Origin of the sequence: Delftia deserti (assembly GCF_042653485.1) — a bacterium.
GTDB lineage: Bacteria > Pseudomonadota > Gammaproteobacteria > Burkholderiales > Burkholderiaceae_C > Comamonas > Comamonas acidovorans.
Genome location: NZ_JBHSIH010000001.1, coordinates 2318535 through 2344936, shown reverse-complemented (window position 1 = coordinate 2344936; position 26402 = coordinate 2318535). Strand labels below are relative to the sequence as shown.

Genomic DNA, 26402 nt, shown 5'->3' with positions numbered 1-26402 from the left:
CTATCTCTGATCATCTGATTGATGGTCTCACGCAAATTTTCCATAGTCCTATGCCCGCCTTGAGCGGGCTTTTTGTTGAGAAAACATGGCTGGTGAATACGACCCAACGAGCGGCATGAGCCCGCTGGAATTGCTCCTTGCTGGCATCGGCCAGGGCATGAACAACACAAAGTCTGGGATACAGCAGTCGCTGGGTCAACTGTCGAAGCAGGACATTCGAGATCTGCGCGATCTCGACTCGCCGCTGCTGTCTACCGGGATGGGGCGCGCGGGGTCAGTCCTGGGCAGTACGTTGAGCATGGTTCCCGTCGCATTCGCACCTGGCGCCAACACATTGGCCGGTGCAGGCCTCCTGGGCGCTGGCATGGGGCTCCTGCAGCCCAGCGGATCCACTGATGAGACGTTGCGCAACGCCGCGATGTTTGGGCTCCTTGGCCCGTCCAGCCAGCTTTCCGGGCGTGGGCTTGGGGGACTGCTTTCGATGCCTGGCAAAGCCGCCGCTTACTAGCTTGGCGATCAGCAACAGTCCGAGCGCTGCAAATGGCACCAGGAAATAGGACAGATAGGACCACACAGATGAGAACCTCCTTGGAGCCTACAGGGCCGGTACAACGGATCATCGAATTCAAACTGCCACTGCAATACCTGCTCTCGATCCTCGGCGGTATCGCCGTGATGATCGTGACGATGTATTTCAAGGGCGAGCGCGCAGCTGAAGAAATCGTGGCGCTCCGTGGCGACATCCGCGAGTTGCGGGCCGAGTTGAAGGTGAAGGACAACACACAGAACGGTCTGTCAGGCGCGCTGACACTGCTGCAGTTCCGGCTTGACACAGCAGAGTCCGACATCCGCGTGCTTAAGCAGAGTGAAGCCCCGAGGAAGACCAAATGAGCGAGTTCCAACCTGCATTTGAATCCATGATCGTGAACGAGGGTGGCTACAAGCTGACCAACGTTGCCGGCGACAAGGGCGGCATGACCTATGCCGGGATCGCGCGCAACCGGTGGCCGAACTGGAGCGGCTGGGACGCCATCGACGCAGGCGGCAGGCCAGCAGCAGATGCGGTGCGCGCCTTCTACAAGCAGAACTTTTGGGATGTGATGAGGCTGGATGACGTGTCGTCCCAGGTGATCGCGCGGCACCTGTTTGACTTCGGTGTGAATGCTGGCCCAGGCACGGCGGTCAAGATCGCCCAGGTAGTGGCTGGTGTCACGCCCGATGGCGCAGTTGGGCCGCTCACCCTGGCAGCGCTCAACATGTCTGACCCCGAGCTTTTCAGCGCACGGTACACCATTGCCAAGATGGCCCGCTACCGCGATATCGTCACGCGCGACAGGAGCCAGGGCAAGTTTCTTCTTGGATGGCTCAACCGCACCCTCAAGGAGGCAGCATGAATCCGTTGATCCTGGCCGGCATCGTGGATGCCATTGGCAAGATTGCTGACGACCTCTTCACGTCCGACAAAGAACGTCTGGACGCGCAGATCGAACTGCAAAAGGTCAGCATTGAGGCCGCCAAGATCGATGCCAGCCTGGCTACCGGCCAAATGGAGGTCAACAAGGCCGAGGCCACGAATACTAGCCTGTTTGTCGCCGGTTGGCGCCCAGCTATCGGCTGGGTCGGCGCTGCATCGATGCTGTACCAGTTCCTAATCTATCCGTTCCTGGTCTGGGGCTGGGCGCTGATGCAGGCCAAGGGCTGGGTGCCGGTTACGATGAGCGCACCGCCCATGCTGGAGGCAGAATCACTCTGGGTGATCCTGTCCGGCATGCTGGGCATTGCAAGCTTGCGCACGGTGGAAAAAGTCAAGTCGGCAGGGGCTTCGAAGGGGTAAAAGTGGTGGGGGGATTTTTGACACAGACCCCGCACAGGCTTCACAGAATGCGGCTGCCGCACTTGCCAAACCCGATGTAGATCAACAACTTGTGGCATCTGCAAGGACTGCGTACAAAACTCGAAATCAGGCGTACGTGCGAACGTACCGAGGGTTCGAATCCCTCCCTCTCCGCCAGAAACATGAAACCCAGTGCTGTGAAAGCGGCACTGGGTTTTTCTGTTTCTGGCGTGCCGGTGGCCGCCTGCAATGGGAAGGCCCTGCCCGGTTGCTTGCTTGCATTCGTGCCTGGCAAGTGCGCCATGCTCCGCTCAGGCCGCACGCCGCTTCCAAATCACCCCGTCCACCAGGTAGTGGTGAAAAGCAAGGGTGAAGTGCGCTATCAGCACGGCAGGCAGCCCCAGCCAGAGCAGTTGCGTGCCTGCCCAGTCGATGGCCAGGTAGAGCATCGAGCCCAGTGCCACGCACACACCACCATATCGGGCAGCGTTCTTCCACAGGCCGGTCTCCGAAGCCTTGTCGGCTTGTGCGTGTCGTTCGCGGCGGATGTTCTGCACCCAGACGAATAGCAGGTATTGCAGGTTGTGCCACAGATTGATCAGGAGCCAACCGAGCGTGATGTCGGTGATCCAGATGTAGGCCAAGAAGCAGGTGAATGCATGCGAGACCACAAAGCCATCGTGACGCCAATCGATGTTTCCCGTCAGAGCCAGGCGAGCCTGTCGCCATAGCCAGCACGCGCTGCAAGCGATGGCCGCAACGCCCATCGCATTGGCCGCCTGGGCAGGTACGGCGGGCAGTTGGATGGGGTAGCCCAGAAAGGTCTCGGGCGCCTGGGCGCAGCGGGCAAGCAGCCCCCACGCGGCAATGAGGTAGATGAGGGCTTCGGCGAGCCTGTCCGGTCGCAAGGGATGCATCCCTGAACGCCGATAGGCCCTGGCGATGCCGAAGGACTGCCTCGCCACGTGATAGCTTTGCGCGCAGAAATATAGCGTGAACAGCCCGGCGACCTCGAATGCCAGCACGGTCGCCACCACACCCCCGAGCACGATCACGGGCAGGCCAAAGATCAGGAAGCGATGGCGCCGGATATCGGCCATGCTGGCTCCGATCCGGGTAAAGGTGGCCATGACATGAGGATTGGCCAAAAGCCAGGTATCCACCAGCACGATGGCGAGCAGCATGGCAGGCGATATCGAAGCCATGGCCGCCATGCCGAGGGCCACTGCCAGCGTGCCGGCAATGAACAGGCTGTCGAATCCTGGATGCCGTGCCAGCAGGCCGGCACGCATGGCGTTTGCGTGTGGCAGGGGAGTCATGTGACGATGGGTGGCCGGATCTGCGGCCGGGGCGACCCGAGCGGTGCGGGCTTTGGCGGGATGGTGAAAACGGTTTCCGGGCGCAAATAGCGCTCGGTGCCATCCTTGAGCCTGTCAAGCGCCTGCATGCGGGCAGCGGCGAAGCGTGACTCGAGCGTCAGCCGGCTTGACATGCCAGACAGGCCCGTTGCCGGCAGGCGCTGGTAAGGGTCATAGACCTCACTGATCTCGCAGGGGTAGCAGCGATTGCCTGCGTCGAGTTGGCTTGCCACAGAAATTTTGTAGACAACGCCTTCGGTTTGATCTGGAGCGATGGGAAAGGTGAAGGTCAATTCGGAAAATATGGAATCCTTCGTCGTATCGCTTGCAAGCTTGAATCCGGCAGCGCTGTATGCGTCGATGATCGTAGTCTTCAGACTTGACGGTTCAATGCCGACAAATGAGTTGTCGTATAGGTTTCTTTCTCCTCGCCAACGGTTCTGATAGTTGAATCCAAACTCCGCGTCCATGGATTTTCGCCCGAGATCGTGAATGTCGGCATAGGCTTGATCGATGGCCGAAAATACCTGGCGACTCAGGTCGTACTGAAGCATCCACGAAGAAGATTGAAGGCTGGGGAGATCGGGAATCATGGTCAACCGCAAGAAGCAGTTGGCGCACCTCCTGCTCTTGTCGAGGTTCTCGTCCACGCGTAGCACCACATCAATGCGCTGAATTTTTCCTCCCGTCGCCAAGGAGTAGAAGAATTTGTATTGCGCTGTTCCATCCTTCGATTTTTCAATGGCCGTATGGGAGAACCGGGCGCGTTCAAAAGAACTGATCACCAGTTTTCTGAAATCATCCACCTTGATGCCACGATAAATGGCGACTGGAAAAGCATTGGGCGATGTTCTTTCGTGAAGCATGATCGGTGATTGGATGTTCTGCCCTGGGGCACCATGGACCATGGTCATCCAAAATAAAGCGATCATCACCAGTGTTTTTGATCCGTCAAACATGATGTTTCTTTGGTGCAGTATTCATAATGATCGCTGAAGCCGCGCGACGTGGGCCAAGTTGCATGAGATCAGATCTGCTGCGCAAAGGCATTCTCAATTATGGGGTTCATCACCAATGCATTCAGAGGAATCTGCCTCTTGAAACCACAAAGGCTGCTTACCATACCAGCAAATGCATGGTTTCAGCAGTTGTGGTGCATGGCAGTCCCGCTCAATGCCGCCGAGGCTTGTGGCCCGAGTCGCCGCCCACTGGGCCAATGGGCAGTGGCCTCCTGGCTTTCGGCGTGGACTCCTGGCAGGAGGATTTTGCCAACGGCCCTCTGAGCTGCTCGAGGCTCTGCTGCCTTTGCAGAACGGTGGTGCAACTCCGGCCTGTGCTGAGGCAGCAGGGCGTTGCGGCCATAAAAAATGTCCGCAGTCAAGCGATTGTTGAAATCAGCCTGATGGCCGGAAGTCTATATGGGGTGCGGGTTTGGCTCTACTTCGGGCCGCCTTGCGGGGCTGTGGCGTTGTGGGCTGGGAGCCACATAGGAGCTTCGCGGTAGAAAGCCCGAGCGTGCTGCATCGGGGGCGGTTGCCTGCAGGCGGTAGCCGCGTTTGGTCTTCATAGCCCAATCGGTCGCCGTCCTCCAGAATGAAGAACGCGCAGCCTTGGGCTGCGCGTTTGAGGGATGGCCGCCAGCGGAAACCGGCATCATCAGCTTGGCTTCGGCGGCGCGGCCTTGCCCGCGCCTCCCTTCCTGAATCCCCGATCTCCGACCATGAAGGCTTCTAGCATGTGCGGAATTAGCACCGTGGCATCGACCGCCTCGCCGTAGGTCTGCGCGTGCAGCGTAGCGTAGCGGTCGAGGTCGGCTTTCAGGCTGGCCGGGCAAGCAAAAGTCAGCTTCGTGGATTCCGTTTTCGGCAGCGGCCCGAGCCGTAGCTTGCGCGTCGTCATCGCGAAGTCCCCCTGTTGAAGAAAAGTGGCTGGTACGGCCGCAGCACCAGATCGCGGTTGACGATGATGCGAACCGGCAAGCCGGGGCGCTCCGTCAAGGTGGGCTGGATGTTGAGGTTGCGCCGGGTCATCTCCTGACCGACCTGATTGATGCTGTCCTGGGCGCTATCGCGGCCGGCGATGATGACGCGATCACCGTCCTGCCGGTTCTCCGGCGCAGCCAGTTCGGCACCGATGCCCAGTAGCGTCGTCAGTGCCGCACCGGCAAAGACGCGATCCCAATGCCAATCCACATCATCTTCCAAGCCGGCGTAGCCGGCCGGATCGGTGCCGGCCAAGTTGTCGAGCTTGAGCGAAGACGTGTCGGGCAGGATGATCCGGTTCCACACCACTTGCACGCGGCTCTGCCCGTAGCTGACCTGGCTGTTGTATTTGCCCAGGATGCGTGACCCCTGCGGGATCAGCAGGAACTTGCCGGTAGCCGTGTCATAGACCGGCTCCGTCACTGTGGCGATCACATCGCCCGGCAAGTCCGACTTGATGCCCGTCACCAGCGCCCCGGCGACCACCGTTCCGGCCATGACCTGATACGGCGACGCCGGCAGCGTCAGGTTGCCGGAATCACGGGCTTCCGTGGTTCCGGCTTTCTGGAATGCCTCTTTCTGGTCTTGCCGGTTCTGCACGGCGGTCGGGTCGGCGGGCTGGGCCGCCGTCGACGCAGGCCCGGCCGCCAGCGGGTCGAAGGCCGCATTGGCGGTGAAGCCCGGCGCAGCGGCTACCTGTGTCTGCGCCACCGGCGCGGCCTTCTGCGAACCAGAGCGGAAGAACACCGCCGATGCCGCTGCTGCTTCGGCTTCCTTGCGCAACGCGTCGTTGGGGTCGTTGCCGGGGGCCGCGTAGGCGGCCGTCACCGGCTGCTGCGACTTCACAATGGCCGGGCCAAGATCGCCTGGCAGCGGCGGCCCCAACTCCGGCACGGATGCCGCCAAGGGGGGCGGCAGCTTCGAGTAGTCCGCCGGCAGCGCGTCCAACCCTTCGGACTTCGAGACGCGATCGACGTTGTAAAGCTCGGTCTGCTCGCCTGCACCGCGCCGCTGCGGTTGCAGCGACCACATCAGCGCGCCGAGCACAGCGACCGAGAGACCGCCGACGAGGATGGCCAGCGTGCGCCGGTTCAGGCGCGTGACCGGGCGCGGTTGGGCGCGCAGCGCAACTGCCTCGGGTGCCACCTTGCCCGCATGCGGCGTGGCGAGGTCGGGAGTGTCGTCCTGGCTCATGGTCAGTTCCTCCGCGCCAAGCCATCCGTGCGTTCGATACGCACCACGTCACCCTTGTCGCCGCCCAGGCGCAGTTCGGCCGCGCCGAACAGCCGATCCACGATGTAGTAAGGCGAGCGAAAACGGTAATTCACCAGTTGTCCGTCGCCCTGCGCGCCGATGACGAACAGCGGTGGCAGCTCGCCTTGGGCGATTCCCGGCGGGAACTGGATATAGACCTTCTCGCCATCGTCGAAGGCGCGCAGCGGCTTCCACGGCGGATTGCTGCCTGAGACGGAATATCGGAAGCGGATCTTCTCCAGCGACAGTCCGGTATCGACCGGTGCGGCGGCGCTAGCCGCCTGCGACTGGCGCTGCAAGGCCAACATCCGGTCTTTTGGGTAGTCCCAGGACACCGACGCCATCCATGCCTTTTCCGTCGAGGTCAGTTCCAGCAGGTATGTTCTGCGACTGGTGGTGATGACCAAATTCGTCTTGAGGCCTGAGCGGATGGGCTTGACCAGCACATTGATGCGCATCGCGTCGCCGCTGCCGCTGGACGTGTCACCGACGATCCAGCGCACGGTATCGCCGGCTGCGACCGTCACTAGTTCCTCGCCCGGCTGCAAGGAAACCACGGTCACGCGTCCCGGCGCGGCATAGACTTGGTAGAGCGCACCATCGGTGAAGGGCCACACCTGAATCGCATTGACGTAGCCCTCGCGCGTGGGCGCGATGCGCGCCTCGGCATTGGCACGGGAAACGCGCACCTTCTCATCGGCCGGCTCCGGCTTAGCCGGGGCCGCGTCCAACTCGTGCAGCGGCTTCAACTGCGCTGGCAGCGCCAGCGGCTCGGGCATGGCGACGACTTCCACTGGAGCAGGCGGCTCCGGCAGCGGCTGTGCCTGCACCGGCTCATCGAGCGAAATGGACGGAGGCGGCTTGCCCTGCGAAGCGCAGCCCGACAGGGCCACCACGGTCAGCGCGAAAGCGTATAAGCGGAAAGACAGGTTCATGGCTTGGCTCCTTCAGAAGAATCCAGTTCGCGGCTCCACGACAGGCCGTTGACGTAGATACCCAGCGGGTTCTTGCGCAGGCGCTGTTCGGTGCGCGGGGTTTGCAGGACGGTGGAAAGCACCGCGTTCCATCGCTCGGTCCCGGCGGGGGCACCGTTGATGAACCGTTGCTCCGTCCAACGGACGTTGAACGAGGCATCGCTGGCGCGTACCACGCTGGTGATCTGCACCGTCACCGACTCGCGGCCAACACGGGCGAAAGGATCGTTCTTGCTGGCGTAGTCGTTGAGCACCGCCGCGCCTTTGTCGGTGGTGTAGTCGTAGGCGTCCAGCCAGTTTTGCCGCACCACGATGGGATCGATAGACAGCGAGCGCACCAGCGTCACGAAGCGCGCCAGGTGGTGCGCGATCTGCGCATCGGCGGGCCGGTACGGCGTGGCGGCTTCGCCGACGGCGCGCACCTGCCCCGACTGATCGACCTCGATGACGTAAGGGGTGACGATGGACTGCGCCGAGCGCCACACCAGGCCACCGGCCATCAGCAGCGCAAGCGTGAGGCAGCCGAAGGCCATAAAACGCCAGTTCTTGGCCTGGACGCGGGCCGAGCCGATGCGCTCGTCCCACACCTGCGCGGCGGATTGGTACGGGGTGGCAGGCTGCGGCGTGTCGGCATAGCGCACCTGCGGGCGTTTGAATCGCATAGGGTTCTCCTTGGTGGTCAGGTATCGGGTCACGCATCGGGGCGCAGGCTTGGGCCTTGCCCTGAGCCGCCGCCGTCGCCACTGCGCAGCGTGTGGGCTGCGGTGGTTGCGGCATGGGTGATCTGCTGGCGGCGGTGCATCCGCTTTGCCCAGGCGGGTTGCTCTTGCTTCGGCGCGCTGGCTGCGCCTTCGCCTGCGGCGGCCTGGCCGGAACCGGCAGCGCCGACATCCGCACCGTTCCATCCTGCCCGGAAGGAGTCGGCCACCTTCTGACCGGCAGCGGAAGCGCCCGATGCAGCTCGGCGGCCTGCCGCTTGCGCGCCGGTCTTGGCGACATTGCCGAGGCCCGCAGCCGCGCCTTTAGCCCCGCCGCCCGCAGCGGCGGAACCGGCCTGGAATGCGGACTTGGCGCTGCTGGCCGCCGACGTGGCGGCGCGTGCGCCGCTCCCGGCCAGCTTTGCGGCGGCCGGGGCCATGCGTGCGCCCGCCATGACGGCACCGCCCACGCCGGTCGCGGCGGCACCGATGGCAACACCCGTGCCTACCGCGCCGACGGCAGCGCCCGCCATCGCACCCGCGCCGAGCTGCGGCGCACCGGACACAAGGCCCGTGGCGATGCCGGGGCCGAAGATGCCCAGCGCCAGCAAGGCAAGCGAAGCCAGCATCACGACAAGCGCATGGTCGATGGAAGGCTCGTCGGGATGAACCTGGAACTCCGCGAACAGGCCCGAGCCGATGCCGACGATTACCGCCAGCACCAAGACCTTGATGCCTGACGAAACCACATTGCCGAGCACCTTTTCCGCGAGGAACGAGGTTTTGTTCCAGAGCGCAAACGGGATCAAGACGAAGCCGGCAAGCGTGGTCAGCTTGAACTCGATCAACGTGATGAAAAGCTGAACCGCGAGCACGAAGAAACAGAGGATCACCACCAGCCAAGCGATGAACAGCACCACGATGGGGTCGAGGTTCACGAACACTTCGGGGAAGCCGGCCATGTCACCGATCTGGTCGAGGATCGGCGCAGCGGCGTCGATGCCGGTCTTGGCAAGCCGACCCGGCTGCAAGAAGTTCTCCATCGTTATGGCCGAGCCAGTGGCGGTGATGCCTAGCCCGGCGAACGAGCGGAACACGATGCTCGACAGCCAATTGAAGTTACCGATGATGTAGGCGAAGGCACCGACGTAAAGCACCTTGCGCAGCAGCTTGGCGATCACGTCCTCGCCCTGGCCGGTCGCATGGCTCATGGCCCAATACAGACCGGCAATGGTCATGTCGATGACAATGAGAGTGGCCGTCAGGAACGCGACTTCGCCTTGCAGCAGACCGAAACCGGAGTCGATGTAGCGCGAGAAGGTATCGAGGAATCTGTCGATGATCGTTACGTCGTTCATGGCGTGTCCTCCGCAGCGGCGAGCGACGCATCACCTTCCGGCGCGTCGTCGGTTGGCGTGTCGAAACTCGCCGGAATCGGCGGCAGTTCTGCCAGCGTCCGGTATTCGTCCGGCCCAGTCTGGCCGGTGAAGAAGCGCCGCCGGAAGGCTTCGGCAGCGGCGCGACAGGTGTCTTCGCCTGCGGTTTGCCGGTCGGCTGCGCATTGGGCGCGCAGCGCCTTGAGCCGCACGGGATCGGCGGCCAAGGTGGCGGTCAGGTCTTCAGCCGGCTGCTGGCCGCATGCGGTCAGCAGCACGGCCAGCAGGACAGGAACGCATCGCATGGCCGCCTCCCGTCAGTTGTTGTAGAAGTTGACGGACTGCGGTGTGTACGGCGTGCCGGTGCCCAGGAAGCGCCGCCGCACTTCGCGGGCGCGCTCGGTGGCCGCTGCCTGCCGCGCCAGCTCCAGCGAGGCCGCCCTGTCTTGTGTGATCTGGAGCTGCTGGGCCTGGATGGACTGCTTGGCCTGCAAGGCGAGAAGCTGGTTCGTTGCCTGCATCGCTTGCAGCGCACCCGTGGCCGATTGGCTTTGGCTCACGAGGTCGGCCAGCGCGCTTTCGTCTTGCGTCAGGTTCTGCGACACCTGCGCCTGCATCCGCATCGCGGTGTGCAGGCCGTCGAGCGTGTTCTTCCAGCGTTCGCGTGCGTCCTGTGCCATGCGGTCGCCGCTGATGGTGGCGGCGTACTGCTCCGGGTACAGGCGCGAGAACGTGGCATCCATGCTCTGCACGTCGTAGGCCAGCCCTTGCGCCTCGGCAATCAGGCGTTCAGTCGTGGCGAGCGTCGAGCGCAGCCGGTTGACGATGTTGAAGTCGAGATTCGCCAGGTTGCGCGCCTGGTTCATCAACATCTGCGCTTCGTTCTGGAGCTGGTTGATCTGGTTGTTGATCTGCTCCAGCGTGCGGATGGCAGTCAGCGTGTTCTGCACCAAGTTGACGGGATCAACGAAAGTGAGCGCCGCCGCTGGCTGAGCGAGCATCAGCGAGCCGGCCAGCGCGGCGGCGAGCGAAACGGAAAGTACACGGGTCTTCATGGCGAAATCTCCAGGGGTTGAGTAGCGAGGAAAGAAGCCGCCGACGGCGAGGACGGCAGCAGGTCGGCGGCCCAATCGAGGCCGCGATGGCGTAGCCACGCACCGGCGAAGCCGGGAGCGCCGGCCTGCGTCAGCACTCGGTCAATGTCGCGTTGGTCTTGCGGTGTGGATGCGCCCGAGAAGGCGAGCGCGGCTGGCCCCAGGTCGAGGTCGAACAGACGATTGCCCAGGCGCGATTGGTAGTAGTAGTCGCGCTTGGGCTGCGCGGTGGCGACGATTTCGATTTGCCGACTGTTGAGGCCAAAGCCCTCGTAGACCGTGCGAATCTGCGGCTCGGTCGCCTGCGGGTTGGGCAAGAAAATCCGGCTCGCGCAGCTTTCGATGATCGCGGGCGCGATGGTCGAATCCTTGATGTCGGCAAGCGACTGCGTGGCGAAGATCACCGACACGTTTTTCTTGCGCAGAGTTTTCAACCATTGCCGGATGCGTGCCGCGAAGGACGGTTCATCAAGGAATAGCCAGGCTTCATCGAGAATCAGCAGCGTGGGAGCACCGTCGAAACGTGCATCGAAGCGGGCGAACAAGTAGCGCAGCACCGCTTGCACGGCGGCGGGGCTGTGCATTAGCTCTTCCATCTCAAAGCCCTGCACGTCGCCGCTGCCGAGCCGGTCGCGGTCGGCATCCAGTAGCTTGCCGTGCGCGCCGCCCAGCACATACGGCGACAATGCCTGCCGCAGCGCGTTCGATTGCAGCAGCACCGAAAGCCCGGTCATCGTGCGCTGCTCCACCGGCGCACCAGCGAGGCTGCCGAGCGCCGACCAAATGGCGGCTTTCTCGTCGGGGCCGACGGTCACGCCTTCATGCAGCAGGCGGCCTTCGATCCACTCGGCGGCCCAGGTGCGATAGCCTTCGCTGTCGATACGGGCCAAGGGCTGAAAGGCAATGGCGCCGTCCGCGCCGAGGTCGTAGTGTTCGCCGCCCAGGCCCAGCACCGTCGCCCGCATGGATCGCCCCATGTCGAAGGCGAAGATGCGCGAGCCGCCATAGCGGCGGAACTGCAAGGCGAGCATCGCCAGCAGGACAGATTTTCCCATGCCCGTCGGCCCCGCGACCAGCGTATGCCCCACGTCGCCGATGTGCGTCACCAGCCGGAACGGCGTCGCGCCATCCGTGCGCGTGACGATCAGCGGCGGGCCGTCGAGATGGGCGTTTTTCTCCGGCCCAGCCCACACGGCGGACACCGGCATCATGTGCGCCAGATTCAGCGTCGAGACGATGGGCTGGCGCACGTTGGCATAGGCATTGCCTGGTATGGACGACAGCCACGCATCGACTGCATTTAAGGTTTCGGGGATGGTGACGAAGCCACGTCCTTGGATGACACGTTCCACCATGCGCAGCTTTTCGTCGGCTACGGCAGGGTCGTCATCGAACACCGTCACCGTGGCGGTGAGGTAGCCGAAGGCGACTTGATCGCTGCCAAGCTCTTGCAAGGCGGCATCCGCGTCGGCCGCCTTGTTGCTGGCATCCGTGTCCACCAGCGGCGATTCCTGCTGGAAGATGGTTTCGCGCAGTAGCGCAATGACATTCTTCCGTTTCGCAAACCACTGGCGACGCAGGCGGCCCAGCTCCTTTTCCGCCTCGGCTTTATCGAGGCAGAGAAACCGGGTACTCCAGCGATAGGCAAAGCCCAGGCGATTGAGGTCGTCCAGCAGGCCCGGCCAGGTCGAGGTCGGAAAGCCCCGCACCGACACCACGCGCAGATGCTGGTCACCCAGCATGGGCGCAAGGCCGCCGACTAGGGCGGAATCGGCCAGCAGTGCGTCGAGGTGGAAAGGCACCTCGGGCACGGCCAGCCGGTAGCGCCGCGTGGACACCGTGGCGTGAAGATAAGTCAGCGTCGCGGCATCGTCCAACCAGACGATTTCTGGCATCACGCCATCGAGCAGGTCGAAAACCCGATCCGTTTCTGCCAGGAAGGCGTCAAGCCGACCGCGCCAGTCCACACCATCGCCCGGCGCGTGCTCGTAGAGCAGCTTGGCTGCACGAGCGCGGGATTCCTCCGGCGGCAGATAGGCTAGCGTCAGGTGATAGCTGCTTTCGTAGTGGTTCCCCGATTCCTCAAAGGCAGCGCGGCGTTCTTCGTCCACCAGCCAGGACAGCGGTTCGGGAAAGTCGGAATGCGGATAGTCCGCGGCCGACTGGCGCTCGGCTTCCACGAACAGCGCCCAGCCCGAACCCAGCCGGCGCAACGCGTTGTTTAGCCGTGCCGTCGTGGCGATCAATTCGCCCTGCGTGGCGCTGTCCAGATCAGGCCCGCGAAAGCGCGCCGTGCGCTGAAACGAGCCATCCTTGTTCAGCACCACGCCCGGCGCGATCAGCCCAGCCCAGGGAAGCCAGTCGGCCAGCAAGGCGGGCCGCTGGCGGTATTCGGCAAGGTTAAGCATGGCGGCGTCTCCTACACGTCCAGCAGCGGCTTGTGCTTGATGTGCCGGGCGAAGACCTGCATGAACTGCGGATCGACCCTCGCGCCCCACACGGCCAGCGAGTGACCGACGATCCAGAGCACTACGCCAGGAATCCAGAGTTGCAGGCCCAGCCCGACGGCAGCGGCTAGCGTGCCGTTGGCAATCGCCACCGTGCGCGGTGCGCCGCCCATCAAGAGCGGCTCGGTCAGCGAGCGATGTAGCGGCACCTCGAAGCCGGCCGCGAAGCTATCCGGGCCACTCATACGACAGCCCCGCCGGAGAAGCTGAAGAACGACAGGAAGAACGAGGACGCGGCGAACGCGATGCTCAAACCGAACACGATCTGGATCAGCTTGCGAAAGCCGCCCGACGTGTCGCCGAAGGCGAGCGCGAGGCCCGTGGCGATGATGATGATGACCGCGACGATGCGTGCCACCGGCCCCTGAATCGACTCCAGAATGGATTGCAGCGGGCCTTCCCATGGCATCGAGGAGCCGGATGCCTTCGCCGTGCCCGCCGTCATCAGCATGACTGCGGCCAGCAGCAGGCCGTGGTGCGCGGGGCCGGCCAGCCGCCGCAGGCGTGCGATGGTTGAAACCGGATTTACGGAATTACGGAAAGCGTGAACGTGCATCTGCGTCATGGCAGTTCTCCAGGTAGGTCAAGGGACGAGGAAGGCGCAGCGGCATCGGCTGCGAGAGGAACCGGCATCAGCTCGGGAAACGGTGTTTCCAGCGCGTCCGCCAGGCGATAGCCGGTGCCGTCGAAACCGACGACACGGGCGATGCTTTCGACGCGGCGCTTGCGGCCACGCCCGGCGATGTGGATCACGACGTTGACCGCCTCGGCGATCAGCGCACGCGGTGGGTTCACCGCCACTTCAAGAATCAACTGTTCGAGGCGCAGCAGCGCGCCCAGCGCGGAACCGGCGTGGATGGTGGCGATGCCGCCGGGGTGGCCGGTGCCCCACACCTTAACCAAGTCCAGGGCTTCGCCGCCGCGTACCTCGCCGACGATCACGCGGTCGGGGCGCAGGCGCATCGTGGCCCGCACCAGCTCGGTCATAGACACGACGCCAGCGCGGGTGCGCAGCGGCACATGGTCGCGGGCTGCGCATTGCAGCTCGATGGTGTCTTCGAGCACAAGCACGCGGTCGCCCGTGGCGGCGATCTCCGCAAGCAAGGCATTGGCGAGTGTGGTTTTGCCGCTGCTCGTCGCCCCGGCGATCAGGATGTTCTGGCGCTCACGCACGGCGCGGCGCAGGAACTCGGCCTGGCCTGTGGTCAAGATGCCGTCGGCCACATAGCGATCCAGCCCGATGATGCTCACGGCGCGCTTGCGCAGCGCGAAGGCTGGGCCGGGCGCTGCGGGCGGCAAGATGCCCTCGAACCGCTCGCCGGTTTCGGGCAGCTCGGCGGTCAGCAGCGGCCGCCCGCGATGCACCTCTGCGCCGACGTGCGCAGCCACCAGCCGGATGATGCGTTCGCCATCGTCTTGGGACAGCTCCACGCCCAGCGGCATGCGGCCCGATGACAACCGATCCACCCATAGGGTGCGGTCGGGGTTGAGCATGATTTCCACCACGTCGGGGTCGGCCAGCGCAGCGGCGATGACTGGCCCCATTGCCGTGCGCAGCATCTGGATACGGCGATCCAGAGAGGTTGCGGCGGATGAGAGTTCGGGCGGGGTTTGCGGAATGGCGCTCATGAGGCACGCTCCTGCGCTTCAGCCAGTGCCTCCGCGTCATCCATTCGCGCCGGGTCTGGGTGCAGTTCTTCCACAACGTCGCGCACCAGGCTGCGGCCACGCAGCAGGTGGCGGCCGAGCCGCTCCACGAATTGCTCGAAACGCGCTTTGCCTTGGGCGCGAGCTGCGTCCTGATGGGCTTCGGGAATCGGGGTGCTGACGGTCAGGAAGTAGCGGATGAACAGCGCCAGTGTTTCGATCTGGATGTTCTGGTCGCGCTCCATGCGCTCGGCCTGCCGCGACAGGCGATCGAGCCGCTTGGCGATGGCCGCCTCGCGCTGGTCGCCAGCATCGGGCGATAGCCACGACGCGAGCGCCGCCGCGACAATGGACGACTTGGACACGCCTTTCTTGGCGGCCAGTTCTTCGAGACGCTTGGCGTGCTCGGGCTGAATGAACAGATTGAGGCGGTATTGGCTCATAAGTCGATTCCGTCGTTGGGGTCGAGGGAAGCCAGCCGGGCCGTGCGCTGCATGGCCGGGTCGAGCTGGCCGGGAAGCGGCAGCGGCAGGTCGTCGTCGTCATCGAGCAGAGTCAGGTCATGGCCGGCGAGCAGCGGTTCGGGGCTGTATTCGCTGACTTCGGATAGCTCCGGCTGTCGGCGTGGGCCGCCGTCATCGGCGGTGCCTGTGCCATCGCCGGACAGGCCCGCAGCCCGGACCGTTGACACGGCTGGGATCGATAGGCCGCTCCAGTCGTCGGGCCGGGCCGGTGGCGCGTCCGCGTATTGCCCGGCCGCGAGCACAGGCGGCGGTAAAACGCGGTTCTTGAAATTCGCGTCGGCGTAGTAGCGCAGCTTCTTGGCCTTGATCGGTGCCACGCTGGACACCATCACCACAGCTTCCTCAGTCGGAAGCTGCATCACTTCACCGGGCGTCAGTAGCGGGCGGGCCGTCTCCTGCCGCGACACCATGAGGTGCCCCAGCCACGGTGCCAATCTGTGCCCGGCATAGTTGCGCTGCGCGCGCAGTTCGGTAGCGGTGCCAAGCGTTTCGGAGATCCGTTTCGCAGTGCGTTCATCGTTGGTGGCGAACGTCACGCGGACATGGCAGTTATCCAGAATCGAATGGTTCTGGCCGTAGGCTTTGTCGATCTGGTTGAGCGATTGGGCGATAAGAAAACTGCGGATTCCGTAGCCCGCCATGAAGGCAAGCGCCGTCTCGAAGAAGTCCAGGCGGCCCAGCGCCGGGAACTCATCGAGCATCAGCAGCAGCTTGTGGCGGCGTTCGATGCCGTCGCTGCCGTCGAGCGATTCGGTGAGCCGTCGGCCGATCTGGTTGAGGATCAGGCGAATGAGCGGTTTCGTCCGCGAAATATCCGAAGGTGGCACTACCAGATAAAGCGACACCGGATGCTCGGACGCGATCAGGTCGGCGATACGCCAGTCGCAGCGCGAGGTGACTTCGGCCACCGTGGGGTCGCGGTAGAGGCCCAGGAACGACATGGCGGTGCTCAACACGCCGGAACGCTCGTTGTCCGACTTGTTGAGCACTTCGCGCGCCGCCGAAGCGACGACTGGATGCGGGCCACCACCTTCCACGTTCACGAGGTGCTGTGTGGTCATCATCCGGTGCAAGGTCAGCTCGAAGGGGCTGGCCGGATCGGAGAGGAAATTGGCGACGCCGCGCAGCGTCTTGTCCTCGCCCGCGTAGAGCACATGCAGGATGGCCCCGACCAGCAGCGCGTGCGAAGTCTTCTCCCAATGGTTGCGCTTCTCAAGCGCGCCTTCTGGATCGACCAGAATGTCGGCTATGTTCTGTACGTCACGCACTTCATGTGCGCCGCGCCGAACTTCTAGCAGCGGGTTGTAGGCCGCCGACTTCGCATCGGTCGGATTGAACAGCAGGCAGTGTGAGTAGCGTGAGCGCCAACCTGCGGTGATCTGCCAATTCTCGCCCTTGATGTCGTGGACTACGGCGGATGCAGGCCAAGAAAGCAGCGTCGGCACCACAAGGCCGACGCCTTTGCCTGAGCGCGTGGGCGCGAAAGTGAGGATGTGTTCCGGGCCTTCATGCCGAAGGTACTTGCCATCGTGCTGACCGAGGAACACGCCGATCGGCTGCGTAAGGCCGGCTTTGCGAATGTCCTCCGTACTTGCCCAGCGTGCCGAGCCATAGGTCGTGACTAGGCGTGATTGACGAGAGCGCCAGATCGACATGCAGACTGCGACCACCACCGCCAGCAAGCCACTGCCACCCGCTATGGCACCGCCCGTGTCGAAAACGCGTGGCGCGTAGGCATCGAAGAAGAACCACCACTCAAACAGCTTCCACGGGAGGTAGATCGGTGTGCCGAGGAAATCAAACCAGGGGGAGCCAAGGCGTACCTGATAGCCAAGGGCTGCTGCCGTCCATTGTGTGGCGCCCCACACACCCGCGATCACGATGCCGAATACCACGGCTATCTGACCGAACAGCACATTCGTACCTTGCATAGCCCCGCCTCCAATCTCTCCTACGCTGATTCCCTTGGGAAACGCGGCTTAGAAATGTGCCGCAGGCGTCAGGATCGGTGCTGGCTTAGTGCCGGTCAAAGACCGTTTGGGGCAGAAAGGTCGATAAGAAAGAATGAATTCGCGCTGTGTCTAGCCAGGGAGTGACTCCGTAAGCGCCGGCGAATATCAGCGTGCCGAACAGAAGATTCAGGCAGACTAGCGAATTGCTGAATTGCTGAATTGCTGAATTGCTGAATTGCTGAATTTCAGAATTTGGGGGATTCTTTGGGCGGTGTGTATGGCGTTTTTCCGTCACCGTAGAACCGCTTACGTGTTGCCTCCGCTACCCGGTTGCAAAGCAGTTCGCCCAAAGTAGGCCGATCCGTCTTGCATTGCTGGCGCAACTTCTTGAGCTGTTCCGGGTCTGCCACCAGCTCTTCTACTGTCGGGGTTTTCTTTTCTGCACTAGTGGCTTTGTGCGGTTTATCAGATTGACCGCATGCGACTAGCATTGCAGCGACGAGCGTGATGGCGAGTCTCATGGCATCAATTCCTCCGGAAGATCGGGATTTCGGCTTTTTGTTGACCTGAGAAACTCTGGCAATTCGATGGCCTGTACTCGCTGAATGAAGCGCGCAAGCTCGTCAAACGGATCGCCTTCAAGTCTGAGTAGATAGGTCGTCAAAGGTGGTACGCGTGTCGAAAGCGGCCTCGCCACGACTCCTGGCTCTCGGGAGGCTGCAATGTGTGCAGCCCCTGTAAGTCCGAGTGCAAAACCGGCAGATACCAACGCCATCATCAGGTCGAAAGTGGTAACCCGCTCGGCAACTAGAGGCTGCATTTCAGCCCGGCTAAGTACTCGCTCAATGTGCTTGGCGTGGCCCTCGCACACTTGAGGATCAGATAGCACTAGCGGGTAGCGCAGCAGTTCATCCAATGGAATTCGCTTAAGAGCCAGCAACGGATGCCGAGCTGGCAGCGCCACCATAAGCGTGTCAGTCCACGCGGGAAGTGCGACGATTCCATCACCTACGTCGTCGGACTGTGCAAAGCCGACGTCATACAGGTCGTCGTGCAATCCTTTGATTTGTTGGGATAGTGGCACCTCAAAAAAGCGAATCTCAACCTCGGGCTCCTCCTCGCGACACAACGCCAATAGGGCTGGTAAGCACAGTAGTGTTGCGCCGTCTGACAAGGCGACGCGGAGTTGTCCATGAAAGCCATTTTTTGCTGCCTTCACGCAGTCCCGCGCCTGTTGCAAGGATGCGAACACCCGAGGTGCGTGCTCCATGAGCATCAACCCAGCTCGTGTCAAACGCGTGCTTCTCGTGTTCCGAATAAAGAGCTGTGCTCCTAACTCCTCTTCGAGTTCTTTGATCGTGCGAGACAGTGGGGACTGCTCAATATGCAGTTTCGCAGCGGCGCGAGCGAAGTGAAGTTCCTCGGCGAGCGCCATAAAACAACGTAGATGTCGAATTTCCATGCGTCCCCTACTAATCGTCGATCTATTCAGTATTTAAAACTCGCTGCCATGCTGCGTTCTTCCAACTCAAGGACTCAGGGTGAAGATTGCAGATTCACATGCTCTGGCGAACCAGAAAGCGCTTTAGCGAGAACACCCCATTGCACGGCTGCGTCGGCGCGAGCACGGACCAGAGCCGCTCGCTGGGACAAGGTGCCACGCTCCGCTTCTGCAACAACGGTCGCATCCACCTGTCCCGCCTCAAAGAGGCGTCGACTGCGGTCAAGGAGTCGATCAGCGACGACAAGACCATCGACCTGATGCTGCAGAGAAGTCCGCTGGGTCTGCCAGCCCAGATAAGCGTTCTCCACATCCTGAAGCGCAAGCAAAACCGTGCGTTCCAGGTCAGCCTGTGCGCCGCGACTGCGTGCTGAGCCCTCGTCGATTCCCGCTTGTATTGCTCCACCGTCAAAGATCGGAAGCGTCACACCCAAGCCCAGAGAGAAAATGTTCCCTGCCACACGTGTTCCGTTGTTCTCGAAGCGTTGGCGCCCACCACTCAAATCGAGCACAAGTTTGGGGAACCGCTCGCCTTCTGCTGCGTTCCATCGCGCCGTCGCCGCTGCAAGACGCGCCTGCGCGGCTCTGACGTCGGGGCGCTGCTGCAGCAATTCGCCTGGCACGCTTCTGGGAGTCCAATCGGGCATGGTGAGAGAGGCAAGCGCAGGACCGCTGCCAAGCGCCCCCGGAATCCGGCCAACGAGCACATCCAAGGCATGCGTTGCTTCGCCGCGTACGCGTCGCAACTGCTCTTGCTCCACCCGGAGGGCGATGACCTCGGAACGCGTGCGTTCAATGTCAAAGCCCGTAGCTTGACCTGCCTTGAACTTCTGCTCTGTCAGACGCTCAAGGCGCTCGGCGACTTGAAGTCGCTCTTTTGCCAGATCTTCCAGCTCTGCCGCCTGCCGCTGCTGCAGTGCAGCGGACACTGTCTCAAAGGCGATCTGCCAACGTGTCGCGAACCAGTTCTGTTCGACAGCAACTGCGTCCATCCGTGCGCCATCAGCGGCATGCGAGAGGCGGCCCGCTAGATCAACTTCCCATGAAGCCGACAGCGGAAGCCTGGCATCGCTGCTGATGGTCGGTGCCAAAGAAAAGTCGCGCGCGCGCGTTGCTTGGGGCGTGAGCGCCAAGCTAGGGAACATTGAAGCGCGTGTACGTCGGGTGATCGCCACAGCTTCATCAATCCGCGCTCTTGCAATAGCGAGATCGGTGTTGTGCTCCAGCGCGTTGCGCACCAGCGCGTCAATCAGCGGATCACCGTACGCCGTCCACCACTCGGCCGGGAGTGCTTGTGCTGGCACCTGCTGCACAGCCAGACCCGCTTCGTTCATGAATTTGGCCGGAACCTCAACGCGTGATGTCTCCACCCTGTGAGGCGAGTGGCTGCACGCGGCGAGAAGCGTGATCGATAGGAATGCAACAGCAGTAAGGCCGCGGCGGGCGTAGGGATCGGACATGTTGAGCCACTAGGTTGTGAATTGAGGAGGCCGTCTTGACGGGCATAGTTCATGGCGTGTACTATACCGTCCAGACGGTTCAAAAATCAAGCATCTTTGGAGTTTCACCATGGCAACTCGTATGAAATCAAGCCCAGAGGAGTCGCATTCGGCGGACAACGGCGCTGAAGCCCCCTCCATCTCTAAGAAAGCGCAACAAACACGGGAGCGCATCCTTCAAGCTGCGCGTGACGTAGTCATGGAGGGAGGTGCCGGGCACCTAACGCTTGACGCGGTCGTTGCACGGGCAGGAATGAGCAAAGGTGCGTTCCTGTACCACTTCGAGACCAAGCGCGATCTGCTCCTCACGATGATTGATGACCAGGTCTCGGCGTTTGATGGCGGGCAGGAAGAGCGAGAGCTGCCATTCGTCGGCGATCCAGACCCTTGGCTATCCAGCCAGGTCTCGGCTATGCCTGACGGCGGGATGCAAAAGATGAGCGCTGCATTGCTGGCGGCCGTGGCTGAAGACCCCACGCTGCTTGAGCCTGTGCGCGGCTGGTACCGCAGGCAGTACGAGAACGCGAGCAAATCTCCACGCGGCACCGATATCGCCGGAATCGTTCTATTTGCCTTGGACGGAGTCTTCCTCGCCGAAATGATGGGTTTTCCGACGTTTGCTGCCGAAGACCTTTCTCGACTCATGCACACCCTCCAGGCGCTCGCCCGCGGCGAACTGGAACTCACCCCTATTGATAAACGCTGATGAAAGGCCTTCCCGTGTCTTGCACTCCCTTTAAATCCCAGTCCTGGCAAATGCAGAAAGTCGGCCTCGCGTTTGTTCTGCTCGCATCGCTTGCCGGCTGTGGTAGTCAGAAGGAGCCTGCTTCCGATCCACCGCGAGCGGTCAAGCTGCTCACGGTGGGGGATGTAGGTTCTGTGGCCAATCGCATTGAATTGAGTGGTCTAGCTCGCTCCAGTGAGCGGAGTACCTTGGGGTTCGAGACTGGCGGGCGTATCAGCAAGCTTCATGTGGACGTGGGAGATCGCTTCTCTCGCGGACAGCTTCTGGCTGAGTTGGATGTTCAGCCCGAGCAACTCCGCCTAGAACAGGCTCGGGCGACACTCGCTGCTGCGGAAGCCGCATTGGCAGACAGAATCGTGCAGACAACGCAGCAAAGGGGGCTGCTTGAGGGCAACGTAATCTCCCCGGCTGCATTCGAGAGTGTGAAAGCACAGTTGGTTGCAGCTGAAGGCCAGGTGCGCAATGCAAAGGCCGCATTCGGCCTTGCCGAGCGTGCGCGAAGGGGGGCCGCCATTCATGCGCCATTCGACGGCGTCGTCGCGGAGAAACTCGCTCTGCCGTTCACAGATATTGCAGCCGGAGCGCCGGTGCTTCAAGTGGATGGACTACGCAGCGGCGTAGAAGTCCTTGCGACTGCATCGACGACCCAGGCGGCAAATATCAAAATTGGGCAGGTCGCCGAACTGCGCCTGAGCGAGTCAGCAAGTCCCGTTCGTGCTTCGGTACAACGCATCGGCTTGCGTGCTGAAAATGGCTCACTTTTACCTGTCGTGCTCGTTCCTCAAGATGCTACTCTTGCGCGCAGTCTTCGACCCGGGTCTGCCGTTCAAGTATTGCTGAAGGCACCGGAAGCGAAGGATGCCTCACCAGATCGTCTGATGCTTCCCTATTCGGCACTGGTGCTCAGTGAGAAAGCAGGACAAGCCGCAGTGTTTGTATATGACGTGACCGGAAAGAAGGTGCACCGCCGGGAAGTGCAATTCCAGAGCGAGCCAGGCGGCGACAACGTTCGCGTTGTGGGCGGCCTGAAGCGCGGCGAGATGGTAGTCGCGGCTGGCGCGAGTTGGCTGACGAACGAGCAACAAGTCACCCCACTCAAGGCCACGACCCAATTGGCCGGACGCTGACCCGCTACAGGAAGACTTCGCTATGAAGATCACAGAAATGGCGCTGCGCGCCAGCAGACTCACCTACCTTGCCGCGGTCATCATTCTTGTTGCCGGCATTGCCACGTTTCTCAATTTCCCTTCGCAGGAAGAGCCATCGGTCACGATTCGAGATGCGGTTGTTGCCGTTCTGAACCCTGGCATGCCAGCCGAACGTGTTGAGCAGTTGATCGCGCGTCCGATCGAGGAGCGTTTGCGGGAGCTGGCCGAGGTCAAGCGTGTAACCACAACCGTTCGCGCGGGCGGGGCCGTCATACAGGTCACGATCTGGGAGCGGTACACCGACCTAGCCCCCATATGGCAGCGCGTTCGCGCGAAGGTTGCCGATGCTCAGCCTCTGCTTCCACAGGGTACGTTGGGGCCATTTGTCAACGACGACTTCGGCCGTGTTGCCGTGGCCTCCATTGCGGTGACCGCGCCGGGCTACTCCATGGGCGAAATGCGTGTGTCGTTGAAAGAGATGCGCGATCGCCTATACGCGCTTCCCGGCGTTGATCGCATCAGCTTCTACGGCTTGCAGGAAGAGCGCGTCTATCTCGAATTTGATCGACCAAAACTAGCCCAGCTTGGATTGACCCCACAAGGGGTGATCGATCAACTCGTTAAACAAAACGTCGTGCTTTCAGGCGGGCAAATCGCCATCGGTGGCATCAACGCTTCGCTGGCTGTTAGTGGAGAGGTTCGCGACGCCGCCTCGCTGCGCGCGTTGCCGATCATGATGGCGCAAGCTCAGGGTGCGCGCGGTGCTTCGCCTGCTCCTTCAATCTCACTGGGAGAGCTTGCGCGCGTGCAGGTACAACCTGCAGATCCTCCCGAGTCTGCTGCAGTCTATAAGGGCCAGCCTGCCGTAGTGATGGCAGTGTCCATGACCTCGGGCCAGAACGTGGAGCAATTCGGCGTAGCCCTCAAATCCCGTGTGGCCGAGCTTGAGAAACTTCTGCCCGCAGGTTTCGAGCTCTCCTATGTGACATTCCAGGCAGACGTCGTCAAACGTGAAATGGGCAAGATGAACCAGGTGATGATCGAAACGATTGTCATCGTGCTCGGCGTCGTCGTCCTTTTCCTGGGATGGCGCACAGGATTCATCGTCGGGATGATCGTGCCGCTTACCATTCTGGGGGCACTGATCGTGATGCGCGCGCTGAACATCGAGCTGCAAAGTGTTTCGATGGCAGCCATCATCATCGCTTTGGGGCTCTTGGTAGACAACGGCATCGTGATTGCCGAAGACATTGAACGGCGCTTGGCAGCCGGTGAAGACCGCAAACAGGCTTGTCTCGAAGCGGGTCGTACCCTCGCACTGCCGCTGCTGACGTCCTCATTGGTTATCGTCATCGCCTTCTCCCCGTTCTTCTTCGGCCAGAGTGCGACGAGTGAGTATCTGCGCTCTCTCGTCATTGTCCTCGCGCTCACGTTACTCGGATCTTGGCTGTTGTGTCTGACCGTCACTCCACTGCTGTGCTACCACTTCACCAAAGTGCATCATCAACCGGCGAATGACGCGCAAACCTACAACACACGCTTCTATCGCGGCTATCGCAAGTTGCTTGAGTGGGTGCTTGACCACAAGGCGATCTACGTTGGTGTGATGACGGGTGCATTGGCCGTAGCTCTGTACGGATTCACGACACTGCCATACGACTTCTTGCCGAAGTCCGACCGAGTTCAATTCCAAATACCGGTGCAGCTCGCCCCTGGAACGGATTCACGGCTCACTCTTGCCAAAGTGAAGGAAGTGAGCGGCTGGCTCGGTGATCAAGAAATCAACCCCGAAATCACGGATCACATTGGCTACGTCGCTGACGGTGGGCCGCGCTTCATCCTTGGGCTCAATCCCCCATTGCCAGCATCGAACATCGCGTACTTTGTCGTGACGGTCAAGGCAGGCACCAACATTGACGTCGTGATTGCCCGAACTCGGGCTTACTTCGCGCAGCATCATGGAGATGTACGCGCAGAGCCTCAGCGGTTCTCGCTAGGCACTACCGAAGCCGGCACAGCCGTCTACCGGGTCAGTGGGCCGGATCATGAGGTGCTGATGAATGCGGCGGCGAAAATTGAGTCCGCGCTACGGGAGCTGCCAGGTACGGCCAACATCAAGAACAACTGGGATACCCGTGTCGGCCGTCTCGATGTTCGGGTCGATCAAGATCGTGCGCGACGTGCTGGCGTCACCACCGACGACATAGCTGCCTGGCTTGGCACCCGCTACATCGGCCAGTCGATCTCTGTGATCCGAGATGGCGATACCAGCGTGCCAATCGTGATGCGCGGGACGTCCAATGATCGGCGCAGCACTGCGGACGTTGGTTCGACGACCATCTATCCAGCGTCGGGTGGCCAGCCGGTTTCCCTGGCGCAAGTGGCCGATGTCACGCTCGCTAGCGAGCCGTCTGTGATCCAGCGCCGCAATCTCATTCGTACAGTCACAGTTCAGGGGCAGAACACCGCATACACCGCGCAAGAGATCGTGGATCACCTCGCACCTCGGATCGCCGCAATTGAACTACCTGCAGGCTATGCCATAGAGCTTGGTGGAGAAATTGAGGAATCGGCTGAATCGAATGCATCGCTCACGCACTACATGCCGTTCGCTCTTCTGGCGATGTTGCTGCTATTCATCTGGCAGTTCAACTCCTTCCGCAAGCTGATCGTGATTCTCGCAACGATTCCCTTCACGTTGATTGGGGTCGTGATTGCACTGAAGGCAACAGGCACTCCTTTCAGCTTCATGGCGACATTCGGGGTGCTTGCGCTGTTCGGAATCATCGTCAACAACGCCGTTCTTCTGCTCGAACAAATTGAACACGGCCTCTCGGAAGGTCTCGCCCGACATGAAGCCCTGGTGGGAGCTGCGATGCAGCGGCTGCGTCCAATCGTGATGACCAAGGTGACCTGTATCGCGGGTCTCGTGCCCCTGATGTTGTTTGCGGGGCCGCTGTGGAAGGGCATGGCCATCGGCATGATCGGTGGTCTCGCACTTGGCACGCTCGTGACGCTTGGCCTGATTCCGTTGCTCTACGAGGTGCTGTTCGGAATGAAGTGGCCGGGCAGCAAACGGAGTCACGAGGCGGTACAACAACCAGTGCAACCGGTCTGATCCCTCAGCGTAACTGTCCACACGCTTCCCCCGATCTCTCTCGTGGCCGGAGAGATCGGGGAGACAGATTCTCGCCATCAGAGAGTTTAAGAAGAAATCAGAAGCAGAGCGAATTGACCGCCTACTGCCTATTCTTTGATGCTTTGATGCTTTGATAATCAATTTTCACTGAATAGATTTGGAGAAATATATGAACCCGTTGTCATGGAATCCATGGTTGGTTCTACTGATTGCCGGCCTGTTCGAAATCGGTTGGCCACTAGGCCTCAAGATGGGTGCGGCCAATGCAGCGATGCGCTACGTGGGGCCGGCGATTGCAGTTGCCTGTATGGCAGCCAGCGGCTTTTTCCTATGGTTATCTCTTAAACAGATCCCCATAGGAACAGCTTATGCGGTCTGGACCGGCATCGGTTCGCTGGGCGCGTTTTTCGTGGGCGTGTATGTGTTCGGCGATACCGCCTCCTTGATACGTTGGGTTGGAATTGCGCTGGTTGTTGCTGGCATCGTCTGTCTGAAAATGGGATAAATGAAAATATATATGAAACGCCCTATTTCATTAATCCATTTTGTGCTGCTGGCAGGCCTCACGGCAACCTTATCTGGCTGTGCTTCAAACGGAATGACTCGATCAGGGTTTCTTGGTGATTACGATGTATTGGGAAAAACGAAGTACGAAAATGTTCTGCTCTTCAAGGCGCCAGGCTTTGAACCCAGTCGTTACCGGGAAATATTAGTCGAGGATGCTCAGGTAGTGACGGCAACTGGACGCATAGGTGGGCTTGAAGCTGAGCAAGTGCGAGAGCTTCTCGATCACGTCAACAGTGAACTGCGACATCTCCAAACTAAGTCCGAAGCTCCCGCATCGTCAGGCCGCATACGTGTGCGTGTGGCAATTACGACCATTGAGACGCCCAATAGAGCAGTCAACACCCTAACGACGTTGCTTGTTGGACCAGTGACAACTGGGGGAGCTAGTTTGGAGTTTGAGGCAGTAGATGAACAAACAGATCGTCGGGTGGCTGCTGCTAGCTGCTTCGAGCACGGCAACGCTCTCGCGGATTTCAAAGGCTCCTACACACTGCTCGGGCATGCAAAGTCTGCAATCACCACCTGCCTTGAACGGATCAATAGCGCTTGGAGAAGTGCTGGCTCGTGAATAGCTGCTATTCCATAACTTCGCGCGGATCGCGA

27 protein-coding genes are annotated in these 26402 nt (G+C 61.4%); 9 read left to right on the top strand and 18 right to left on the bottom strand.

Features of this window, described 5'->3' with window-relative positions:
- Window positions 1–85: 85 nt before the first annotated feature.
- From ACFPFG_RS11360 to ACFPFG_RS11345, 4 genes are all read left to right on the top strand, one after another.
- The gene (locus ACFPFG_RS11360; protein ID WP_380106568.1) at window positions 86–508 is read left to right on the top strand and encodes a hypothetical protein; all 423 of its coding nucleotides are present in this window, start codon (window positions 86–88) and stop codon (window positions 506–508) included.
- 68 nt (window positions 509–576) lie between these two features.
- On the top strand, window positions 577–891 hold the full coding sequence (locus tag ACFPFG_RS11355) for a hypothetical protein (RefSeq protein ID WP_380106566.1): 315 nt from the start codon (window positions 577–579) through the stop codon (window positions 889–891).
- Window positions 888–1394 (top strand): glycoside hydrolase family 108 protein, encoded by a 507-nt coding sequence (locus tag ACFPFG_RS11350; protein WP_380106564.1) that lies wholly within the window; start codon window positions 888–890, stop codon window positions 1392–1394. Before ACFPFG_RS11355 ends, ACFPFG_RS11350 begins: the two co-directional genes overlap by 4 nt.
- Window positions 1391–1834, top strand: a complete 444-nt coding sequence (locus ACFPFG_RS11345) for a holin family protein (protein WP_380106562.1) — start codon at window positions 1391–1393, stop codon at window positions 1832–1834. Before ACFPFG_RS11350 ends, ACFPFG_RS11345 begins: the two co-directional genes overlap by 4 nt.
- A 311-nt stretch (window positions 1835–2145) precedes the next feature.
- On the opposite strand, the gene ACFPFG_RS11340 is transcribed toward ACFPFG_RS11345, so the two are convergent.
- The 18 genes from ACFPFG_RS11340 to ACFPFG_RS11255 all read right to left on the bottom strand — a co-directional run bounded on the left by ACFPFG_RS11340 (window position 2146) and on the right by ACFPFG_RS11255 (window position 20161).
- Complete coding sequence (locus tag ACFPFG_RS11340; RefSeq protein ID WP_183018835.1) at window positions 2146–3126, bottom strand: hypothetical protein; 981 nt, start codon at window positions 3124–3126, stop codon at window positions 2146–2148.
- A 23-nt stretch (window positions 3127–3149) separates the two neighbouring features.
- Window positions 3150–4151 (bottom strand): hypothetical protein, encoded by a 1002-nt coding sequence (locus ACFPFG_RS11335; protein ID WP_183018836.1) that lies wholly within the window; start codon window positions 4149–4151, stop codon window positions 3150–3152.
- 697 nt (window positions 4152–4848) lie between these two features.
- Window positions 4849–5091, bottom strand: coding sequence for a DUF2274 domain-containing protein (locus ACFPFG_RS11330; protein WP_004883121.1), 243 nt, complete (start codon window positions 5089–5091; stop codon window positions 4849–4851).
- Complete coding sequence (locus tag ACFPFG_RS11325; RefSeq protein WP_004883119.1) at window positions 5088–6368, bottom strand: TraB/TrbI/VirB10 family type IV secretion system protein; 1281 nt, start codon at window positions 6366–6368, stop codon at window positions 5088–5090. Before ACFPFG_RS11325 ends, ACFPFG_RS11330 begins: the two co-directional genes overlap by 4 nt.
- A gap of 2 nt (window positions 6369–6370) precedes the next feature.
- Window positions 6371–7363 carry a P-type conjugative transfer protein TrbG gene (gene trbG / locus ACFPFG_RS11320; RefSeq protein WP_004883112.1) on the bottom strand — a complete coding sequence of 331 codons (993 nt, stop codon included), beginning with the start codon at window positions 7361–7363 and terminating at the stop codon, window positions 6371–6373.
- Window positions 7360–8064 carry a conjugal transfer protein TrbF gene (gene trbF, locus ACFPFG_RS11315; protein ID WP_004883108.1) on the bottom strand — a complete coding sequence of 235 codons (705 nt, stop codon included), beginning with the start codon at window positions 8062–8064 and terminating at the stop codon, window positions 7360–7362. Before trbF ends, trbG begins: the two co-directional genes overlap by 4 nt.
- A 29-nt stretch (window positions 8065–8093) precedes the next feature.
- On the bottom strand, window positions 8094–9458 hold the full coding sequence (gene trbL, locus ACFPFG_RS11310) for a P-type conjugative transfer protein TrbL (RefSeq protein ID WP_004883106.1): 1365 nt from the start codon (window positions 9456–9458) through the stop codon (window positions 8094–8096).
- Window positions 9455–9781 carry a hypothetical protein gene (locus ACFPFG_RS11305; protein ID WP_004883103.1) on the bottom strand — a complete coding sequence of 109 codons (327 nt, stop codon included), beginning with the start codon at window positions 9779–9781 and terminating at the stop codon, window positions 9455–9457. The genes trbL and ACFPFG_RS11305 overlap by 4 nt, the downstream gene beginning before the upstream one ends.
- Window positions 9782–9793: 12 nt before the next feature.
- Window positions 9794–10531 (bottom strand): P-type conjugative transfer protein TrbJ, encoded by a 738-nt coding sequence (trbJ, locus tag ACFPFG_RS11300; protein WP_004883101.1) that lies wholly within the window; start codon window positions 10529–10531, stop codon window positions 9794–9796.
- A complete protein-coding gene (trbE, locus tag ACFPFG_RS11295; protein ID WP_004883099.1) occupies window positions 10528–12978 on the bottom strand; it encodes a conjugal transfer protein TrbE in 2451 nt (816 codons plus the stop codon). Before trbE ends, trbJ begins: the two co-directional genes overlap by 4 nt.
- Window positions 12979–12989: 11 nt before the next feature.
- The gene (locus tag ACFPFG_RS11290) at window positions 12990–13262 is read right to left on the bottom strand and encodes a VirB3 family type IV secretion system protein (RefSeq protein WP_004883097.1); all 273 of its coding nucleotides are present in this window, start codon (window positions 13260–13262) and stop codon (window positions 12990–12992) included.
- A complete protein-coding gene (locus ACFPFG_RS11285) occupies window positions 13259–13642 on the bottom strand; it encodes a TrbC/VirB2 family type IV secretion system protein (protein ID WP_004883090.1) in 384 nt (127 codons plus the stop codon). Before ACFPFG_RS11285 ends, ACFPFG_RS11290 begins: the two co-directional genes overlap by 4 nt.
- A complete protein-coding gene (gene trbB / locus ACFPFG_RS11280; protein WP_004883088.1) occupies window positions 13639–14706 on the bottom strand; it encodes a P-type conjugative transfer ATPase TrbB in 1068 nt (355 codons plus the stop codon). Before trbB ends, ACFPFG_RS11285 begins: the two co-directional genes overlap by 4 nt.
- Window positions 14703–15167, bottom strand: a complete 465-nt coding sequence (locus tag ACFPFG_RS11275; RefSeq protein WP_004883086.1) for a ribbon-helix-helix protein, CopG family — start codon at window positions 15165–15167, stop codon at window positions 14703–14705. Before ACFPFG_RS11275 ends, trbB begins: the two co-directional genes overlap by 4 nt.
- Window positions 15164–17179, bottom strand: a complete 2016-nt coding sequence (locus tag ACFPFG_RS11270; protein ID WP_004883083.1) for a conjugal transfer protein TraG — start codon at window positions 17177–17179, stop codon at window positions 15164–15166. The genes ACFPFG_RS11275 and ACFPFG_RS11270 overlap by 4 nt, the downstream gene beginning before the upstream one ends.
- A gap of 266 nt (window positions 17180–17445) precedes the next feature.
- Window positions 17446–17721, bottom strand: coding sequence for an EexN family lipoprotein (locus tag ACFPFG_RS11265; protein ID WP_004883082.1), 276 nt, complete (start codon window positions 17719–17721; stop codon window positions 17446–17448).
- A complete protein-coding gene (locus ACFPFG_RS11260; protein WP_004883081.1) occupies window positions 17718–18662 on the bottom strand; it encodes a LysR family transcriptional regulator in 945 nt (314 codons plus the stop codon). Before ACFPFG_RS11260 ends, ACFPFG_RS11265 begins: the two co-directional genes overlap by 4 nt.
- Window positions 18663–18736: 74 nt before the next feature.
- A complete protein-coding gene (locus tag ACFPFG_RS11255; protein ID WP_028699135.1) occupies window positions 18737–20161 on the bottom strand; it encodes an efflux transporter outer membrane subunit in 1425 nt (474 codons plus the stop codon).
- A gap of 109 nt (window positions 20162–20270) precedes the next feature.
- Between ACFPFG_RS11255 and ACFPFG_RS11250 the strand changes: the two genes are divergently transcribed.
- The 5 genes from ACFPFG_RS11250 (at window position 20271) to ACFPFG_RS11230 (ending at window position 26367) form a co-directional block, all read left to right on the top strand.
- The gene (locus ACFPFG_RS11250) at window positions 20271–20906 is read left to right on the top strand and encodes a TetR/AcrR family transcriptional regulator (RefSeq protein WP_028699136.1); all 636 of its coding nucleotides are present in this window, start codon (window positions 20271–20273) and stop codon (window positions 20904–20906) included.
- The gene (locus ACFPFG_RS11245) at window positions 20906–22072 is read left to right on the top strand and encodes an efflux RND transporter periplasmic adaptor subunit (RefSeq protein ID WP_023123862.1); all 1167 of its coding nucleotides are present in this window, start codon (window positions 20906–20908) and stop codon (window positions 22070–22072) included. Before ACFPFG_RS11250 ends, ACFPFG_RS11245 begins: the two co-directional genes overlap by 1 nt.
- A 22-nt stretch (window positions 22073–22094) precedes the next feature.
- Window positions 22095–25211 (top strand): efflux RND transporter permease subunit, encoded by a 3117-nt coding sequence (locus ACFPFG_RS11240; protein ID WP_004883075.1) that lies wholly within the window; start codon window positions 22095–22097, stop codon window positions 25209–25211.
- Between the two features lie 190 nt (window positions 25212–25401).
- Window positions 25402–25737, top strand: a complete 336-nt coding sequence (locus ACFPFG_RS11235; protein ID WP_004883073.1) for a DMT family transporter — start codon at window positions 25402–25404, stop codon at window positions 25735–25737.
- A gap of 12 nt (window positions 25738–25749) precedes the next feature.
- A complete protein-coding gene (locus tag ACFPFG_RS11230) occupies window positions 25750–26367 on the top strand; it encodes a DUF3313 family protein (protein ID WP_004883071.1) in 618 nt (205 codons plus the stop codon).
- The last annotated feature ends 35 nt before the right edge of the window (window positions 26368–26402 follow it).

Coding starts and splice junctions, on each gene's coding strand:
- ACFPFG_RS11360 (WP_380106568.1), top strand. CDS start 86: ATGGCTGGTGAATACGACCCAACGAGCGGCATGAGCCCGCTGGAATTG.
- ACFPFG_RS11355 (WP_380106566.1), top strand. CDS start 577: ATGAGAACCTCCTTGGAGCCTACAGGGCCGGTACAACGGATCATCGAA.
- ACFPFG_RS11350 (WP_380106564.1), top strand. CDS start 888: ATGAGCGAGTTCCAACCTGCATTTGAATCCATGATCGTGAACGAGGGT.
- ACFPFG_RS11345 (WP_380106562.1), top strand. CDS start 1,391: ATGAATCCGTTGATCCTGGCCGGCATCGTGGATGCCATTGGCAAGATT.
- ACFPFG_RS11340 (WP_183018835.1), bottom strand. CDS start 3,126: ATGCGTGCCGGCCTGCTGGCACGGCATCCAGGATTCGACAGCCTGTTC.
- ACFPFG_RS11335 (WP_183018836.1), bottom strand. CDS start 4,151: ATGTTTGACGGATCAAAAACACTGGTGATGATCGCTTTATTTTGGATG.
- ACFPFG_RS11330 (WP_004883121.1), bottom strand. CDS start 5,091: ATGACGACGCGCAAGCTACGGCTCGGGCCGCTGCCGAAAACGGAATCC.
- ACFPFG_RS11325 (WP_004883119.1), bottom strand. CDS start 6,368: ATGAGCCAGGACGACACTCCCGACCTCGCCACGCCGCATGCGGGCAAG.
- trbG (WP_004883112.1), bottom strand. CDS start 7,363: ATGAACCTGTCTTTCCGCTTATACGCTTTCGCGCTGACCGTGGTGGCC.
- trbF (WP_004883108.1), bottom strand. CDS start 8,064: ATGCGATTCAAACGCCCGCAGGTGCGCTATGCCGACACGCCGCAGCCT.
- trbL (WP_004883106.1), bottom strand. CDS start 9,458: ATGAACGACGTAACGATCATCGACAGATTCCTCGATACCTTCTCGCGC.
- ACFPFG_RS11305 (WP_004883103.1), bottom strand. CDS start 9,781: ATGCGATGCGTTCCTGTCCTGCTGGCCGTGCTGCTGACCGCATGCGGC.
- trbJ (WP_004883101.1), bottom strand. CDS start 10,531: ATGAAGACCCGTGTACTTTCCGTTTCGCTCGCCGCCGCGCTGGCCGGC.
- trbE (WP_004883099.1), bottom strand. CDS start 12,978: ATGCTTAACCTTGCCGAATACCGCCAGCGGCCCGCCTTGCTGGCCGAC.
- ACFPFG_RS11290 (WP_004883097.1), bottom strand. CDS start 13,262: ATGAGTGGCCCGGATAGCTTCGCGGCCGGCTTCGAGGTGCCGCTACAT.
- ACFPFG_RS11285 (WP_004883090.1), bottom strand. CDS start 13,642: ATGACGCAGATGCACGTTCACGCTTTCCGTAATTCCGTAAATCCGGTT.
- trbB (WP_004883088.1), bottom strand. CDS start 14,706: ATGAGCGCCATTCCGCAAACCCCGCCCGAACTCTCATCCGCCGCAACC.
- ACFPFG_RS11275 (WP_004883086.1), bottom strand. CDS start 15,167: ATGAGCCAATACCGCCTCAATCTGTTCATTCAGCCCGAGCACGCCAAG.
- ACFPFG_RS11270 (WP_004883083.1), bottom strand. CDS start 17,179: ATGCAAGGTACGAATGTGCTGTTCGGTCAGATAGCCGTGGTATTCGGC.
- ACFPFG_RS11265 (WP_004883082.1), bottom strand. CDS start 17,721: ATGAGACTCGCCATCACGCTCGTCGCTGCAATGCTAGTCGCATGCGGT.
- ACFPFG_RS11260 (WP_004883081.1), bottom strand. CDS start 18,662: ATGGAAATTCGACATCTACGTTGTTTTATGGCGCTCGCCGAGGAACTT.
- ACFPFG_RS11255 (WP_028699135.1), bottom strand. CDS start 20,161: ATGTCCGATCCCTACGCCCGCCGCGGCCTTACTGCTGTTGCATTCCTA.
- ACFPFG_RS11250 (WP_028699136.1), top strand. CDS start 20,271: ATGGCAACTCGTATGAAATCAAGCCCAGAGGAGTCGCATTCGGCGGAC.
- ACFPFG_RS11245 (WP_023123862.1), top strand. CDS start 20,906: ATGAAAGGCCTTCCCGTGTCTTGCACTCCCTTTAAATCCCAGTCCTGG.
- ACFPFG_RS11240 (WP_004883075.1), top strand. CDS start 22,095: ATGAAGATCACAGAAATGGCGCTGCGCGCCAGCAGACTCACCTACCTT.
- ACFPFG_RS11235 (WP_004883073.1), top strand. CDS start 25,402: ATGAACCCGTTGTCATGGAATCCATGGTTGGTTCTACTGATTGCCGGC.
- ACFPFG_RS11230 (WP_004883071.1), top strand. CDS start 25,750: ATGAAACGCCCTATTTCATTAATCCATTTTGTGCTGCTGGCAGGCCTC.